This is a genomic window from Natrialba taiwanensis DSM 12281 (assembly GCF_000337595.1).
Taxonomy (GTDB): domain Archaea; phylum Halobacteriota; class Halobacteria; order Halobacteriales; family Natrialbaceae; genus Natrialba; species Natrialba taiwanensis.
Genome location: NZ_AOIL01000052.1, coordinates 33,211 through 49,217, shown reverse-complemented (window position 1 = coordinate 49,217; position 16,007 = coordinate 33,211). Strand labels below are relative to the sequence as shown.

The 16,007-nt window shown below is 63.5% G+C and carries 9 protein-coding genes and 1 pseudogene; 5 read left to right on the top strand and 5 right to left on the bottom strand.

Annotated features, from left to right (window positions below; genetic code table 11):
• The first annotated feature begins 255 nt into the window (after positions 1 to 255).
• The 3 genes from C484_RS15750 (at position 256) to C484_RS15740 (ending at position 5,895) form a co-directional block, all read left to right on the top strand.
• On the top strand, positions 256 to 2,772 hold the full coding sequence (locus C484_RS15750) for a GcvT family protein (RefSeq protein WP_006826891.1): 2,517 nt from the start codon (positions 256 to 258) through the stop codon (positions 2,770 to 2,772).
• A gap of 4 nt (positions 2,773 to 2,776) precedes the next feature.
• Positions 2,777 to 4,078 carry a threonine ammonia-lyase gene (gene ilvA / locus C484_RS15745; protein ID WP_006826890.1) on the top strand — a complete coding sequence of 434 codons (1,302 nt, stop codon included), beginning with the start codon at positions 2,777 to 2,779 and terminating at the stop codon, positions 4,076 to 4,078.
• Positions 4,079 to 4,269: 191 nt separating this feature from the next.
• Entirely contained in the window at positions 4,270 to 5,895 is a 1,626-nt protein-coding gene (locus C484_RS15740) for a BCCT family transporter (RefSeq protein ID WP_006826889.1), read from the top strand.
• Between the two features lie 210 nt (positions 5,896 to 6,105).
• Here C484_RS15740 and C484_RS15735 read toward each other — a convergent pair whose 3' ends face one another.
• From C484_RS15735 to samp2, 3 genes are all read right to left on the bottom strand, one after another.
• The gene (locus C484_RS15735) at positions 6,106 to 6,456 is read right to left on the bottom strand and encodes a nuclear transport factor 2 family protein (protein ID WP_006826888.1); all 351 of its coding nucleotides are present in this window, start codon (positions 6,454 to 6,456) and stop codon (positions 6,106 to 6,108) included.
• Positions 6,457 to 6,638: 182 nt separating this feature from the next.
• Complete coding sequence (locus tag C484_RS15730; RefSeq protein ID WP_006826887.1) at positions 6,639 to 7,883, bottom strand: serine hydroxymethyltransferase; 1,245 nt, start codon at positions 7,881 to 7,883, stop codon at positions 6,639 to 6,641.
• Positions 7,884 to 8,016: 133 nt separating this feature from the next.
• Positions 8,017 to 8,277, bottom strand: coding sequence for a ubiquitin-like small modifier protein SAMP2 (gene samp2, locus C484_RS15725; RefSeq protein WP_006826886.1), 261 nt, complete (start codon positions 8,275 to 8,277; stop codon positions 8,017 to 8,019).
• Between the two features lie 363 nt (positions 8,278 to 8,640).
• Between samp2 and C484_RS23130 the strand changes: the two genes are divergently transcribed.
• The gene (locus C484_RS23130) at positions 8,641 to 9,078 is read left to right on the top strand and encodes a DUF5518 domain-containing protein (protein ID WP_152422728.1); all 438 of its coding nucleotides are present in this window, start codon (positions 8,641 to 8,643) and stop codon (positions 9,076 to 9,078) included.
• Between the two features lie 192 nt (positions 9,079 to 9,270).
• Here C484_RS23130 and C484_RS15720 read toward each other — a convergent pair whose 3' ends face one another.
• Positions 9,271 to 10,422 (bottom strand): bactofilin family protein, encoded by a 1,152-nt coding sequence (locus tag C484_RS15720; protein WP_006826885.1) that lies wholly within the window; start codon positions 10,420 to 10,422, stop codon positions 9,271 to 9,273.
• Between the two features lie 140 nt (positions 10,423 to 10,562).
• Here C484_RS15720 and C484_RS15715 point away from each other — a divergent pair, with 140 nt between their 5' ends.
• Positions 10,563 to 13,658: a replication factor C small subunit gene (locus tag C484_RS15715; RefSeq protein WP_006826884.1), complete on the top strand. Its 3,096-nt coding sequence runs from the start codon at positions 10,563 to 10,565 to the stop codon at positions 13,656 to 13,658.
• Positions 13,659 to 13,684: 26 nt separating this feature from the next.
• Here C484_RS15715 and C484_RS15710 read toward each other — a convergent pair.
• Positions 13,685 to 15,903 (bottom strand): annotated as a pseudogene (locus C484_RS15710) (histidine kinase).
• Positions 15,904 to 16,007: the final 104 nt, after the last annotated feature.

Below are 16,007 nucleotides of genomic sequence, written 5' to 3'. Positions count from 1 at the left end.
GCCCTCATACGGACTGCTGGCAGTCAGTTCCGGCGCACCCGCGACCTGTCCTGCGGGTGCGCCGGGAAATCGGTACGGCAGACCGCATCAGTCGGCGACGGTGCTGGTGGAATCCGCCAGCATGACTAGCGACGACGCCTGCTCCGTTCGGCTCGTTTCGCCGCTGCGATCGTCGCGCTCACCCGACAGCAGTTATACGCCCCAGATTATCCACCCGGGTAGCTATGGTCGATCGCATGGCACGTTCCATGTCATATGAGTACAGGGAACACTATACCCGACAGCGCGGGAACCGTCGTCGTCGGTGCCGGCTGCGTGGGCTGTAGCGCCGCCTACCACCTCACCGAACTCGGACGCGAGGACGTCGTCGTGCTCGATCAGGGACCGCTGTTCGAGACCGGCGGTTCCACGTCACACGCGCCCGGACTGGTGTTCCAGACCGGCGGCTGCAAGCTGATGACGCGGATGGCGTCGTACACGCGCGAGCTGTACGAGACGCTCGACGGATTTCGAACGTGCGGCGGCATCGAGGTCGCAACCACCGAGGACCGCTGGGACTACCTGCAACGAAAGCGAGAACGGGGGCAGTCGTACGGCGTCGAGGGCGGTGAACTCCTTTCGCCCGCCGAGGTCGCCGAACGGATCCCGCAGATCGACGCGGATACCATCCACGGCGGCTACTACGTCCCGACGGACGGCAAAGCCCACGCCGTCGACGCCTCCGCCGCGATGGCCGAGCGCGCCCGGGCGGCCGGTGCCGAGTTCTACGGCCAGACGACGGTAACCGACCTCGAAACGGCCGGCGGCGAGATTCAGACGGTCGTCACCGATCGTGGGCGCATCGCAGCCGACGAGGTGCTCGTCGCGACGAACATCTGGGGCCCCCTTTTCGGCGACATGGTCGGGGTCGACATCCCGCTGGTTCCCTGTGCCCACCAGTACCTCGTCTCCGACGAACTCGCCGCGCTCGCGGGAGCGGATCGAGAGATCGAACAACCGTTGCTTCGCCACCAGGATCAGTCACTGTACTTCCGCCAGCACGGCGAGCTCTACGGCATCGGCTCGTACAACCACGAGCCCCTGCTCGTCGATCCCGCAGACATCTACGGCCCCGAGAAACTCGCGGATCTCGGCCTCGAGTACCCGTCCTTGCGCGAGTTCACCGCGGAGCACTTCGTCGAGAACACGCATCCTGACCATGACCAGTCGGCCGCGGATGCGGCGGCCGAACTCGTGCCGTCCCTACGGGACGCCGAGTTCGAGTCGGCGATCAACGGGATGTTCTGCTTTACGCCCGACGGGATGCCGATCCTGGGGCCCACCGAGGATATCGACGGGCTCTGGTGGGCGCTCGCCATCTGGGTAACGCAGTCCGGGGGTGCCGGGAATATCGTCGCCCACTGGATGGAAGACGGCGTCCCGCGGCTCGACGGCGAGCGCGTCGATGCGACGCCCGCACACATCTCTCGCTTCCAGCCCCACGCCGGCTCGCGAGAGTACACCCGAGGCCGCGGTGCCCAGCAGTACCGGGAGGTCTACCAGCTGATCCATCCGCGCGAACAGCCGGCGGACCAGCGGGAACTCCGCCGGAGTCCGTTCTACGAGCGCCAGGCTGAACTCGGTGCGGCGTTCTACGATTCGGGTGGCTGGGAGATGCCGCAGTGGTACGAGTCCAACGAGGCCCTGCTGGAGGAGTACGACGTTCCGGACAGGCCAGACTGGCTCGACCGCGGCTGGTCCAAGGCCCAGGGCGTCGAGCACCAGGCAGTCCGCGACCGCGTCGCGATGGTCGATATGACCACGTTCACCGGGATTGAGGTGACGGGGGAGGGGGCCTGCGAGTTCCTCCAGGGACTGCTGACCAACGATGTCGATGTCTCGCCGGGCCGAATGCGCTACACCGCGATGTGCAACAGGGACGGCGGCGTCCTCGCGGATCTGACGGTCAGTCGGCTGGCGGACGATCGCTACATGGTGTTTACGGGTGGCGGGAACTCGGCGACGCTGCACTCGCGGTGGATCCGCGAGCACGCACCCGACGACGGTTCCGTCTCGGTGACCGCGCATGACTCGAGTCGTTGCGGGGTCGGCGTCTTCGGGCCCGACGCGCGGAACGTGTTGGCTCCGCTCGTCGAGGCGGAACTCTCGAACGACGCGTTCCCGTTCTATACGGCGCGCGAGACGTACCTCGAGAGCCTCCCAGTGACCATGCTTCGGCTCTCCTATGCGGGCGAGTTAGGCTGGGAGATTTACACGCCGATGGAGTACGGCGCGCGGCTGTGGGAACGGATCGAAGACGCCGGTGAGGCGCACGGCATCGTTCCGATGGGGTGGGCGGCCCTCGACTCGACGAGCATGGAGAAGGGATTCCGGCTGTGGGGAACCGATCTTACCCCCGAGTTTAATCCCTACGAGGCGGGCATCGGTTTCGCCGTCGATCTCGAGACAGATTTCGTCGGAAAGGAGGCGCTGCTCGAGTCGCGCGAGGCGGGAATCGACCGAAAAATCACCCCGATTACGCTCGATGAACCGGGCGAACTCGTCGACGCTGGCCATCCGGTGTTCGATCCCGACAGCGGCGACGTGCTCGGGGATGTCGTCCGGGCCGACTACGGCTACACGATCGACGCGGGGATCGCCTACGCCGTCCTGCCGGCGACTGCGGCCGAGGCGGGTCGCGAGGTCGAGATCGGGTACGAGAACGAGCGCCATCCCGCGACGGTCCGAGACGAACCATTATTCGACCCCAACCGAAAGAAACTGTTGCGCTGATACGATGACTCACGATTTCGAATCCGTCACCGTCGACGATATCGAGGCCGCCCGCGACCGACTCGACGACGACTCGGTCGTCAAACACACGCCGGTCGAGCGAAGCACGTCCCTCGACGAGCTAACCGGTGCCGAGGTCTTCCTCAAGATGGAGCACCTGCAGTGGACGGGCTCGTTCAAGACCCGCGGCGCGTACAACAAGATCGCCCAGTTCGTCGCTGAAGGCGAGTCGGCGTCGGGAACGGGGGTAGAAACGGCAACGGAGACGGAAACGGAAACACAAACGAAAACGAAGACGGACCGAGTCGTCGCCGCGAGCGCCGGCAATCACGCACAGGGCGTCGCCCTCGCCGCGACGAAACTGGGCGTCGACTCGACCATCGTCATGCCGCGAACCGCCCCCCAGGCCAAAGTCGACGCGACGCGGGGCTACGGCGCGACCGTTGAACTCGTCGGCACCGACTTCCAGGACGCGATGGCTCACGCTCGGGACCTCGTCGACGAGACCGACGCCGAGTTCGTCCACGCCTACGACGACCCCGCGATCGTCGCCGGACAGGGAACGCTCGGACTCGAGATGTACGAGGACGTCCCGGCCGTGGACACGATCGTCGTCCCGATCGGCGGCGGCGGCCTCATCTCGGGAATCGCGACCGCCTTCTCGAAACTGTCGCCGGAGACGCGCGTCGTCGGCGTGCAGGCGACGGGTGCCGCGACCGTTCCCGACAGCCTGCAAAAAGGGGCCCCGATCGCGCTCGAGTCCGTCGACACGATCGCCGACGGCATCGCCACGGGCGGCGTCTCGGACCTGACGCTCTCGCTCATCGAGGACCACGTTGACGAGGTCGTGACGGTGACCGACGGCGAAATCGCTCGCGCGATCTTGCTGTTGTTAGAGCGAGCCAAACAGGTCGTCGAAGGCGCGGGCGCGGCCGCAGTTGCTGCGATCATCAGCGACGAACTCGATGTCGAAGGCGAGACGGTCGTGGCGCTGCTCGGCGGCGGCAACCTCGACATGACGATGCTCCAGACGGTCCTCGTCCACGCGCTGAGCGATCGCGAACAACTGCTTCGATTGCGCGTTCGTATCGACGACCGGTCCGGCAAGATGGAGGAGATTTCGGGACTCATCGCCGATCACAACGCCAACATCCAGACCGTCCGCCACGATCGATCCGCACCTGAACTCGACGTCGGCGAGGCCCACCTCGACTTCCAGATCGAGACCAGCGGCGCAGGGCAGGCGCGGGCGATCATCCGCTCGATCCGCGACCACGGCCACGAAGTTACGCACGTCAACGCCTGACGACCCTCTTTTTCGGTCAGTTAAAAGCCCCACCATTGATTAAGATGAACACTGATAGCTCCCTTTGACAATTATTGCCACGACTGTCCGTCACACGATAGACTGCAGCACGGAGACTGCGTCGCTCGATCGACAGTCGACTGATCGAGAGCACGGAGACGGGCGGACACGGCGTGATACGGTGACAACCCATGAACGACTCAGGCTCACAGCGTACAGTAACCAGGTTCCGCGATGAACTCGATTCCGTCGTCTTCGTCGTCGGATTCGTCGTTGCGGCCATCGCAGTGCTCGCGTTCATCCTCAGACCGGACCGGGCGTCGGAGTACATGAACGACGCGAACGAGTTCCTCTGGACGGCGCTTGGCTGGTGGTACTTGATCGCGATGTTCATCCTCGTCGCGTTCGTCGCATTCCTCATCTTCGGCCCCTGGGGAAACATTACGCTCGGCGACGACGACGAAGAACCGGAGTTCTCGTTTCTCGCGTACTTCGCGATGCTGTACTCGGCGGGGATCGCCGCCGGGATCGTGTTCTGGGGGCCGGCCGAGGCGATCTTCCACTACGATACCGTTTCGCCGTTAATCGGTGCCGAATCGCAATCGTCCGCGGCCGCCGTCGGTGCCGTCCAGTACACCTTCTTCCACTGGGGCGTCTCCGCGTGGACGGCCTACGTGGTTATGGCGCTCCCGATCGCGTACTACGCGTACCGCTACGATGCCCCGTTGCGCATCTCGACGGTGATCGCTCCGTGGGTCGGACTCGACAACCTCGACGGCCCGCTCGCAAAAGTCATCGATATCCTCGCGGTGTTCGCGACGATCGGCGGCGTCGCGACCACGCTGGGACTCGTCGGGAATCAGTTCCTCGTCGGCGTCGAGTGGATGACCGGGGCGAGCGTCGGCGACGCCGGAACCGTCCTGGTGATTACCGGCCTCACCGTCGCGTTCACGATCTCGGTCGCGCTCGGGGTCCGAAAGGGGATCCGCCGAATTTCGTACTTCAATATGGCGCTGTTCGCCCTGTTGACCGTCGTCACGTTCATCCTTGGCCCGACGACGTACATCATGTCCGTCGGCACCGAAGCGCTCGGGGCGTACATCAACCAGTTCGTTACGATGAGCTTCTACACCGGCTCCGCAGAGACTGCCGGCGGCGCGATCGCCGGCTGGGTCGGCGACTGGACGATCTTCTACTGGGCGTGGTGGTTCTCCTGGATGCCGTTCGTCGGCCTGTTCATCGCGCGGATTTCGCGCGGTCGGACGGTTCGACAGGTCGCCGTCACCGGCGTCGTCGCCTCGACCGGCGTCACGATCCCGTGGTTCGCCACCATGGGTGCCACGGGAATCTTCATGCAACAGACCGGGCAGGCCGACATCCTCTCCGTCATCGGTGAACTCGGCGAGGCCGGCTCGGGCTACCCGCTGTTCGAAGCCCTGCCGCTCGGCGGCCTGTTGACGGTCCTGTTCCTCGTGCTCGTGACGACGTTCCTCGTCACGTCGGCCGATTCGTCGACGTTGGCGCTGGGGATGCTCACCACCGGCGGTGCTGAACGACCGTCGACGATTAACCGCGTCATCTGGGGCGTCCTCATCGGCGCGCTCGCGTCGCTGCTGATGGTCACCGGCGGCGTCGACGCGCTGCAGGCGGCCGCGATCATCACCGGCGGCCCGTTCTCGATCATCGCCCTCCTCGCCGTTGCCTCGATGGCGTACTCGTTCGGCACCGAACGAGCGCTGTTCCTCCGCGAGGAAGACAGCGTGGAGATGCCCGGCTCCAGCGACGTCGTCAGCGGCGGGGCTCAAGACGACGACTGATCGGCTCCGCTCTTCGAACATGCGGTTCCCGCAGCCGACTCACGCCCGACTCCGCAACTCCTTCTCACACGCGACTCGCAATCGTAACCGACTCTGTGACTCTCCGCACTCGAACTCGAGTTCACCAACGTGACTTGCACCCGCGCGACTCGCACTCGCCGCCGAGTGCAGCCGAGCGACCCACACCGCCGGATCGATCGGCGGGCTCGGTCACTCCTTCGGGCTGATCTTCCCCGCAAACGTCTGGAACGCGATTTCGTCGTCGGGAATGTGGAACGTATCGGTCGCGAACTCGTAGTCGTTTTCCGGCGTCTCGGCGGTCCACGTGATGTAGCCGAACTCGTCTTCGACGAGTTGTTCGTCTATCGTTATCGACGCGTCCGGCGCATCGAACTCGTCGAATAGCGTCTCGAACAGTCCCTCGATCTCAGCGAGTCCCCGAAACGTCCCCATATTCGTGACGACGGTCGATTCGTCGGTGTAGTCCTCCATGACGGCGTCGAGATCCTGGCTCTCGAACGCCTCGAGGTGGTGGTTCAGTACGTCTTCGGTCGTAGTCATGAAATGCAGACCCCGCCGAGTTCATCTGTTCGACGGGATTGGTACTGATTCAACACGATCCATCATAACGGTTCTGTCGAATGTAGAGTATCGGCGGTGAACGGCGACCGTGATGGCGGATGGCCGCCAGTACCACCGCCGCTAAGTGCTATCCGTGGACCGCGTTCCGTTCGGCGGTCACGTCAGTCGTAGATCGGGTGCGTCTCGCAGAGCCGTTGTACGTCCTCGCGAACGCGGTTTCGAACGTCCTCGTCGTCGGGCTCATCGAGGACGTCGGCGATGTGGTGTGCGACCGTTTCGAGTTCGTCCGCGCCGAATCCGCGCGTCGTCAGCGCGGGCGTCCCGATTCGGATCCCGCTGGTGACGAACGGTGACCGCGTCTCACCCGGCACGGTATTCTTGTTGACGACGATGTCGACGGCAGCGAGGGCGTCCTCGGCGTCGTCGCCGGTGAGATCGGGGTGTGAATCCCGCAGATCGACGAGCACGAGGTGCTTGTCCGTGCCGCCGGAGACGAGCGACAGGCCGCGATCACGGAGGACATCCGCGAAGACGGTCGCATTCGCGACGGTCTGCTCTGCGTACTCCTCGAACGCCGGCGTCGTCGCCTCCGTGAAGCCGACGGCCTTACCGGCGACGTTGTGCATGAGTGGCCCGCCCTGGCTGCCGGGAAAGACCGCGCTGTCCACGTCGTCAGCGTACTCCGCGTCGCACATGATGATCCCGCCCCGGCCGGCCCGGATCGTTTTGTGCGTGCTGCCGGTGACGAACGTCGCGTGATCGACGGGACTCGAGTGCACGCCGGCCGCGACGAGCCCCGTGATGTGCGCGATATCGGCGAGCTGGTGGGCACCGACCGCGTCCGCAATCTCGCCGACGCGCTCCCAGTCGAACTCGCGGGGGTACGCCGAGGACCCGCTGACGATTAGCTCGGGATCGACGTCGTGGGCCAGCGCGGCGAGTTCATCGTAGTCGATGTATCCGGTTTCGGGGTCGACCTCGTACTGGAAGACATCGTAGAGTTGGCCGGAGAAATTGACGTGGTGGCCGTGACTGAGGTGCCCGCCGTGGGTGAGGTCGAGCGAGAGGATCGTCTCGCCCGGCTCGAGGGCCGCGAAATAGACGCCCATGTTCGCCTGCGTGCCCGAGTGGGGCTGGACGTTGATGTGATCCGCACCCCACAGGTCGGTCGCCCGTTCGATGGCCAGTCGCTCGATCTCGTCGACGAACTCGCAGCCGCCGTAGTAGCGCGCGCCGGGGTAGCCCTCGGCGTACTTGTTCGTCAGCGCCGTCCCCTGGGCCGCGAGGACGGCCTCGGAAACGTGGTTCTCGGATGCGATCATCCCGAGCGTCGACTCCTGGCGCTCGCGTTCGTTCGCGACGGCGTCGGCGACTGTCGGCGCAACGTCTCTGATAGGGTTTGGCATACCATTGCCATCAATGCTCTGTTCTAAGTAGCTTGATCGCAGGTGATCGACCCGTTCAAAAGGCCTTCCTGAGCCGCATTATCCGCGCCATCCGCGCTACCCGTGTCTCTTACTTTACCCAACGCCACCAGCGTCAGCCGCCCTTGATCAGCCGCAACACCGTCACGTGCTCGCTCTCGACCGGCTGATCCTCCGGCACCGGCCGCCCGTCGACCAGCACGCTCACCTCGTGCGGGCTGAGGTCAACCTCGCGAAGCAGATCCGCATACGTCGGCTCGGGCGCGACCGACGGCTGCGCTGAACTCGTGGCGTCGCCGTCGCTGCGCTCCTCGTTCTGCGTTTCGAGTTCGATTTCGTGGGTGTCCTCGCCTTTGATATCGACGGTGACGCGCATATACGGGATTATCGAGGGTGGGACTTGAGCGCGTCGTTCGTGTTTGTCGTGAGTTCGTATTCGCGCGGTGTCGGTGTGCGAGTCGGTGTGCGAATCGGTGTGCGGATCGAGTTGCGGTTCGGGTACTGCCGGTGTTCGTATTGGTATGTGGCCGTCAGAGCGCGGTTCGCACACCGATTGTGGTGGCCCCGGGGAGCGTTACATCCAGGTCACTCATACACCAATCGATACAGTGGCGTGAGTGGTACGTGTCAAGAACAGGTGCGCGATATAGAGTGTCTGCGGTACAGTGGCCCGGCTGCGAAGAACCGCGGTCATCAAGGGAGAAGAAATAGTATAATTCGACGACAATATCAGTAGGATATGTCTGAATACAGCCTTCAGAATACGGTAGATGCGGTGACTGAAAGCCCGTTTCTTATCGCCGCGCTTCTCGGTTTCGCTTCGGTTCCGTTCACCCTCCTCGTCTCGTGGGAAACAACAACCCTGCTGCATAGTGCCCCGATGATAGTGACCGGACTTCTCGTCGGATATCTGTTCAATGCAAGGCCTGCGGATAGTCACCGGGCTGGATTGATTGCTGGTTTCGTGGCGTCTCTTGGGGGAGTTGTAGCGTTTGCTATCGAAGTTGTAGCAAGATTTTCCCTGGGTGAAAGTACAAGGCTAGAAGTCGTCGCAATTCCATTTGTACTCGTTTTACTGGTAATCTGTCTTGCTATACTGGTGATGATCTGTGCCATGGTCGGAAATTGGGTAGCGGAGATTACCACTCGCTTCCGGTCTATTCGACCACCTGAATAGAGTATGGACAAACCGGATAATCATCTATTGTTACTGGTTGTGGTTTCGCATCGGGAACTCGCGGTAACTATCTACAGCGCCATCAGTGGATTTCACTCTCAATGGTGATTGCGCTTGCTACTAACGCACCGAGGTGGGCGTCCTCTGCCGCATTTATTCTTGTTTTGCTAGGCCTCCCAAAGCCGGTCCGTCTCATTCGGCCGCCGGTTCGTCGGAATCGAAGCTATCGCGGGTGTCGCGGTCCGTTCGTGTATCCGCCCGCGGCTCTCGGTCCCGTCGCCGTTCTCGCTCGCGGACCGCTCGCCGGTGGCCGAACAGCGCGAGCGCGAGCGCACCGAGTCCCAGCAGCAGGACGATGAAGTTGAGCGGGCCGCCGACCCAGGGAATTTGTGCGATGAGTGCGCCGCCGACGAGGCCGACGACGAGTGCGATCCACCGGTTTCCGATGCCGGCAAGCGAGAGGAGCCACGCTGCCACGGCGAACCAGCCGTAGATGCCGCCGATCCAGACGAGCAGCGCGAAGACGAACGCGCCGACGATCGAGAGCGGAATCCCGATGACCGTGATCGCGAGCGCGACGAGCAGGATCGGAACACCGATAAGGACGCCGAGGCCCGCCAGTCCCGACCGAGCGGGCGTCTCCGCGACGCGGCCTGCAACGCGATCGGAGAACAGCGGAAAGAGCGCCAGCAAGATGGCTCCGAACAACAGGTTCAGCGCGAGGACGTACGCGGACACGAGGAGGGAGCCGATCGGGTCGAACGAGGGGAGGAAGTCGTTGCCCAACGTGGAGTCGTACTCGATAGTCCCGGCGACGGCGTCGGTGTTACCCTCGAGATCGCCGCCGTAGCGCAGGTCGCCCTCGATCGCGGCCTCGTCGCCGAGGCGGGTCGTTTCGGCCCCGATTTCGGCGTCGCCCTCGATCGTCCCGTCGATCGTCGCCCCGCCGCTGCCGGCCGTCAGGTCGCCACCGATGGTCGCGCCCTCGGCGAGTTCAAAGCCGCCGGCCCCGGCGTCGACATCGCCGTCGACGGTGCCGGTGATCGTGACGCTCCCAGCCCCCGCTTCGAGATCGCCGCCGACGTCGCCCTCGATTCGAACTTCGCCCGCAGCGGCGCTCACATCGCCAGTGACGGTCCCTTCGACGATGACGGTGCCGCCGACGGCGGTGAGGCTATCGACGGTTTCGTCCGCTTCGACGGTGATGGTCCCACCAGTTCGCGTGTCGGTCTGTGCGGCGACCGGTGCCGAAAGCGCACTACAGCCGACGAGGATGACGAGCACCAGGACGAGGAGTACTGATCCGCGACGTGAACTCGTCCGGGCCGCCTGTTTTGTCACCATGAGTATACCTTTTCCGACGAGTGTGAAAAATCTGTCATTCGTTCAATGGCTAGATACGTCGACTTCGTGGTGGCTCGGTCGCACCGGCGACCGACGGTGTCGTTCGGTCGTTTTATCTTCGGGCCACTCCTTGGTCCGGTATGAGCGACGCCGACGTGGACGCCGAGGTCGCCGAGTCGACTCCCGGCAAGACCGAGGTCTGGATCGAGAAGTACCGCCCGGAGCGACTCGACGAGATCAAGGGCCACGAGAATATCGTTCCGCGTCTCGAGCGGTACGTCGAGCAAGACGACCTGCCCCACCTCATGTTTGCGGGGCCGGCCGGCACCGGGAAGTGTGTTACCGGCGAGACACCGGTATTGACGAACGAGGGGATCACCCCGATATCCGCAGTCGTCGGTGCTATTGACGGCTTCGATACACCGGACGATGACCTCGAGATCCTCACGTACAACGACGACGGCTCGTTTGAGTACGCCGCTCCGTCGCACGTCTTCTCCAAAGAAGCGGCTAATCTCATTTCGATCGAGACGCGGGATGGAAACGAGATCACGGTTACGCCCGAACACAAACTCCTCGTCGCTGACGAGACGGGTCTCTCCTGGAAGCAAGCCGAGTCGATCACTGATGGAGAACGAATTGCTCGGCCGCTAGAAACACCCGTCGCCGACGACTCATCACCGTCGCTTGACTGGCTCTCGTCAATGGATGGCAATCGGACGTTCGTCACTGTCTCGAAGCCATTCGCTCGGCGATACGAGATTCCGGTGGAAGAGAACTACGTCGGACAGAAGAAAACGGTAATCGGCTGTCTCCGCCGCGGCTATTCGATCGACGAAATCGTCGCCGAGTCCGATGTCTCTCGTAAAACCGCTCAAAATTACAAACGCGCGGTTTCGATCGATCTCGACGAACCGTCCACGACCTGTTCACTGACGTATCTTCGATCGCTCGATGTCGAGGAATCGGAACTTCGATCTCATGTCGAATCCGTCAGCTACGTTACGCGGTACAACAGGCGATCCAGCCCGATCACGCCTCCCTGGAAACTCACTCCGGACCTGGCGCGCTTCGTTGGATTCGCGATCAGCGAAGCACGGATCGACAACGGCCGTATCAAGTTCTACAATACCGATGACGACCTCTGTACGTCGTTCGAACGAATTGCACAGGACCTGTTCGATGCCGAGACGGCCCGCGGTGTACAGAAAGGCGTGCCGTACGTCGAACTTCAGACCAAATCGCTCCATCATCTCCTCGAATCCTCCTTCGATGTCTTCGGTGATTCGTCGGCGTCTGCTATCGGTTCAACCCTCGTTCATGCCCCGGAAGACGCCCGAGCAGCGTTCCTGCGGGCTGTTTTCGATTCGGAGGCCTACGTCGCAGATCAGGGAACGATCGAACTGACACAGAAAGACGAGTCGCTGATCACACTCTGTTCGTATCTGCTCGCTTCGTTTGGAATTCAGACGCGACGCGACTGCGCCGAGAAGACCGCGACGAACGGCTCTAAAACGAAGCGTGAATACCACACCCTATACGTCTCGGGTGTGTCGGCGCTCTCGCGTTTCGAGGACGCCGTCGGATTCACTATCGACTACAAGCGCGACCGTCTCGCCGACGCGACGGCCGGCTCTGGGAACCCGAATTACGATACGATGCCTGCACAGGCGGCCGTCGACGACCTCTGTTGCACGCTCGCACTGAAAAAGGAGCCACTGGTGACCGAGAGTCTGCACCCCGACAATCCCGGTCGTGAATCCCACCTCGAGGACATCGACCGCGTTCTCGAGGCGGCGTCAGATCGTCTCGAGGCCGCACAGCAGGCCAAGCAAGAGATAGAGCAGGTTCGATCCGATATTCAGTCGGTGACCGCCGTTCCAACGGCGTGGATCGGTCAGCGGAACGCACTGGGGCCGCTCGAGATGCGGAAAGAGGTCGAGGAGAAAACAGGAATCCGGACGGACCGGCTACTCGAGTACTCCGACGGACGACGGTCGCCAACCGCAAGTCGCACAGGAGAGTTGCTTGCCGCGGTAGAGTCGCACACTGAAACGCCGCCGGATATCGCCTCTGTACAGCAATCCCTCCGGACCGTGATCGATGCACTCGGCGTTTCGGACAATCGTATCGCCGAGGGGACGGAGTTGCTCGGAAGAGACGTCCGACAACTCGTCGAGAACGATGACCACGATCTTGCGTCCCTCCCACGATTCGAGACCGTCGCTGATCGAGTTCACGACATCGCCGACGAGATGTGTTCGATGGACACCGTCGAACGACTGGTCGCGCTCGATCGGTTCTCCCGCGGCACGCTCTACTTCGACCGCGTGTCGACTGTAGAGCAAGTGGAGGACGAGCAGCGGGTCTACGACCTTACGGTACCCGGAACCCGAAACTACGTCGCGGGGGACATACCAACGGTTATGCACAACACAACGGCAGCGCAAGCCATCGCTCGCGAAGTCTACGACGACGACTGGCGTGAGAACTTCCTCGAGCTCAACGCCTCCGACCAGCGCGGAATCGACGTCGTCCGCGACCGGATCAAGGACTTCGCGCGCGCCTCCTTCGGCGGTTACGACCATCGCATCATCTTCTTAGACGAGGCCGACGCGCTCACCTCCGACGCCCAGTCGGCCCTGCGCCGAACGATGGAGCAGTTCTCGAACAACACCCGCTTTATCCTCTCGTGTAACTACTCGAGCCAGATCATCGACCCGATCCAGTCCCGCTGCGCCGTCTTCCGCTTTACCGAACTCACCGAGGACGCCATCGAAGCCCAAGTCCGCGAAATCGCCGAGACGGAGGGTATCGAGGTCACCGACGACGGCGTCGACGCGCTCGTCTACGCGGCCGACGGCGACATGCGCAAGGCGATCAACGCCCTGCAGGCCGCGGCCGTGATGGGCGAAACGGTCGATGAAGAGACCGTCTTCGCGATCACCGCCACGGCTCGGCCCGAAGAGGTCGAGGAGATGGTCGACCACGCCATCGCCGGTGATTTCACCGCCGCCCGCGCGACGCTCGAGGACCTCCTGACCGACCGCGGCCTCGCGGGCGGCGACGTTATCGACCAGTTGCACCGTTCAGCCTGGACGTTCGACATCCCCGAACAGGCGACAGTGCGCCTGCTCGAACGACTCGGCGAGGTCGACTTCCGGATTACCGAGGGCGCGAACGAGCGTCTGCAGCTCGAAGCGATGCTCGCATCCCTGGCACTTGAAGACGAGTAGCGACGAGTTCACGTGGGCCGTCGTCGCTAGAGATCGATCGCGTCGACGCCCCGAAACGCGAACGCCGTCCGGGCCTCATCTGCAGCGATTCCGACGTCCCAGTTGTGCGCATCGGCGATCTGTTCGACGAGCTCACGTGCGCCGTCGGCGTCAGGGTGGTCGGGGTGGTCGGGGTGGTCGGGGTCGGTTGCGGTTGCTGTCGTTGTCGCTGTCGATCGGTGTGCGGTCCCGTCGCTGTCGGCGGCTGCCGCCCCCTCTTTGCCCGGGTCCTCGGAAGCGGGATCGAACCGCGGATCGTCGGCTGCCGGCCCGTCGCGTGCCACGTAGAAGCCGTCCTCGGTTGCCCCGACGGTGACCGTCACCGACGATGGGACGGTGCCCGTCCCGTTTTCGCTATCGTTCCCGGCGACGAGTTGCAGGACCGACTCGAACAGGTTGTGCAACCGCGCTCTGTCGGCTTCGAGCATCAGGGTCGATTCGACCACGAGTTCGGCGTTGCCGGTGTCGACGGTGAGCCAGGCGCGTCTCGCGACATCGTGGATCGCGACCGGTTCGGTGTCGGCGAGAATCTCGTCGGTAGCGGCGAGTTCGTACAGCGATTCGACGTGGTCGGTCAGTTGCAGGTGTGCGTCGTCGATCACCTCGAAGTGGTCGCTGTCGCCGGTTTTCTCGACGAGTTCGAGGTAGCCGCGGGCGACGTTCAGCGGCGTCTGGACCTCGTCTTCGAGCAGGGTTGCGATGGTGTCGAGGCGTCGGGTAGCGGCTGTGAGCGCCCGCTGCGTGCGGGTCCGGTCGGTGATGTCGGTGAAGTAGAGAATGCCGGTCGGATGGTCGATGGGTGCGCTGTCGGTTGTGGGTCCGGTTCCCGTTCTGGGTTCGATTTCGTCGCCGCTCCGCCGGTCCCGCGCCGCCCGCTCCAGCGGCACGACCGTCACGCTGAACTCGCGGATGCCGTCGGTCGTTTCGCGGCGACAGTCGAGTTCGCGTCGGTCGCCTGCGCGGAGTGCCTCGGTGAGTGCGGTTGCTCGGTCGCGCACCCCCGAGGGAACGGTGTAGTTGCTGACCGGCTGACCAACAACGGTGTCTCGCTCCTCGCCGAACGTCGTCTCGAAGGCGGTGTTGATGTCCGTAATGACCGCTTTGGGAGCCTGATCCGGGTCGGAATCCGGGTTCGTGTCTGAGACTGAGTCCGGACGTGCGTCTCGTGCAGTGTCTGCGTTTGAATGGTGGCCATCGATCTCGTACCGCAGCATCGGCAGCGGCGCGCTCGAAAACGCCGCTCGGAAGCGATCGCGCTCGGCTGCAAGGTGTTCGGCAGCCTGCCCGATCACCGCCTGCTCGTCGGCGAGTCGGTTTCGCTCGCTCGTGCGGTCGTCGAGTTCGTTCTGCAACCGATCTCGTTCGGCGGTGAGACGCGCCTCGGCACGGTTTCGCTCGAGAACGGCAGCCGTGACCGCACAGAGTGACTCGAGGAGGGACACGTCGGCGTCATCGAACGCCTCTGAGGTGTCGGCGGCAACCTGCAAGACGCCGAGGTCGGCGATGGGGACGCTACACAGCGATCGTGCGTCCGACCACGGCGACTCGAGTTCAGTTCGCGCTTCGAGGTCCGGAAGCCGGAGCGACTCGCCCTGTCTCTTATACACATCTNCGACGCTCTTCCGATCTGAGCAATGAAGTTGACGGTCGCGATCCAGCACCGGTCGGTGTCTATCGCCTCGACGGTGGCCTCGACAAGGCGCTCGAGCAAGCGGTCCCGGTCGCGGCGTGCGATCAGATCGGCGGCGGCCGCGAGAACTGAACTCGCCTGTGTGGACAGCGTCGTGGATTCGGCTGCCGTGACCGCGTTGTCGTCGCCGTAGCACAGCCAGGTGAGTTCGTCGGCGAGATGCGCGATGGCGTTGTCAGTGTCACGGCGGACGTAGCCGTCGATGCCGTCGGTCGAACGGGCGGCGGTCGCGCCGTAGGCGGACTCGCTGAAGAGCACGAGGGGAGTCGACCCGCAGGCGTCGGCGACCTCGAGGAGGTGCGCGCCGGCGGGGGTCGTCGGCGTTTCGGCGAAGACGACGCAATCGACGTTCGGAGCCCAGTTTCGAACGCGCTCGACGGATGTCGTCGGCCGGACGGCCCGCTTTGGCCCTGCAGGAACCCGTTCGAGCGCCGTCGCTCCGCTCCGGGCCGCCTCGTCGGTTGCGGCCACGTAGAGGATCGTCTGCGGTCGGTGTCGTGATGTCTCGTTCCCCATCGTCGTGGTGCCCTCTGACTGATCGTCTATTCGTACTGTCCGTATCACCACGATAAAGATTCTGCTGAGTGTCTCTCTTCCTTAACAATATATATTTCTGCCAT

Coding starts and splice junctions, on each gene's coding strand:
- C484_RS15750 (WP_006826891.1), top strand. CDS start 256: ATGAGTACAGGGAACACTATACCCGACAGCGCGGGAACCGTCGTCGTC.
- ilvA (WP_006826890.1), top strand. CDS start 2,777: ATGACTCACGATTTCGAATCCGTCACCGTCGACGATATCGAGGCCGCC.
- C484_RS15740 (WP_006826889.1), top strand. CDS start 4,270: ATGAACGACTCAGGCTCACAGCGTACAGTAACCAGGTTCCGCGATGAA.
- C484_RS15735 (WP_006826888.1), bottom strand. CDS start 6,456: ATGACTACGACCGAAGACGTACTGAACCACCACCTCGAGGCGTTCGAG.
- C484_RS15730 (WP_006826887.1), bottom strand. CDS start 7,883: ATGCCAAACCCTATCAGAGACGTTGCGCCGACAGTCGCCGACGCCGTC.
- samp2 (WP_006826886.1), bottom strand. CDS start 8,277: ATGCGCGTCACCGTCGATATCAAAGGCGAGGACACCCACGAAATCGAA.
- C484_RS23130 (WP_152422728.1), top strand. CDS start 8,641: ATGTCTGAATACAGCCTTCAGAATACGGTAGATGCGGTGACTGAAAGC.
- C484_RS15720 (WP_006826885.1), bottom strand. CDS start 10,422: ATGGTGACAAAACAGGCGGCCCGGACGAGTTCACGTCGCGGATCAGTA.
- C484_RS15715 (WP_006826884.1), top strand. CDS start 10,563: ATGAGCGACGCCGACGTGGACGCCGAGGTCGCCGAGTCGACTCCCGGC.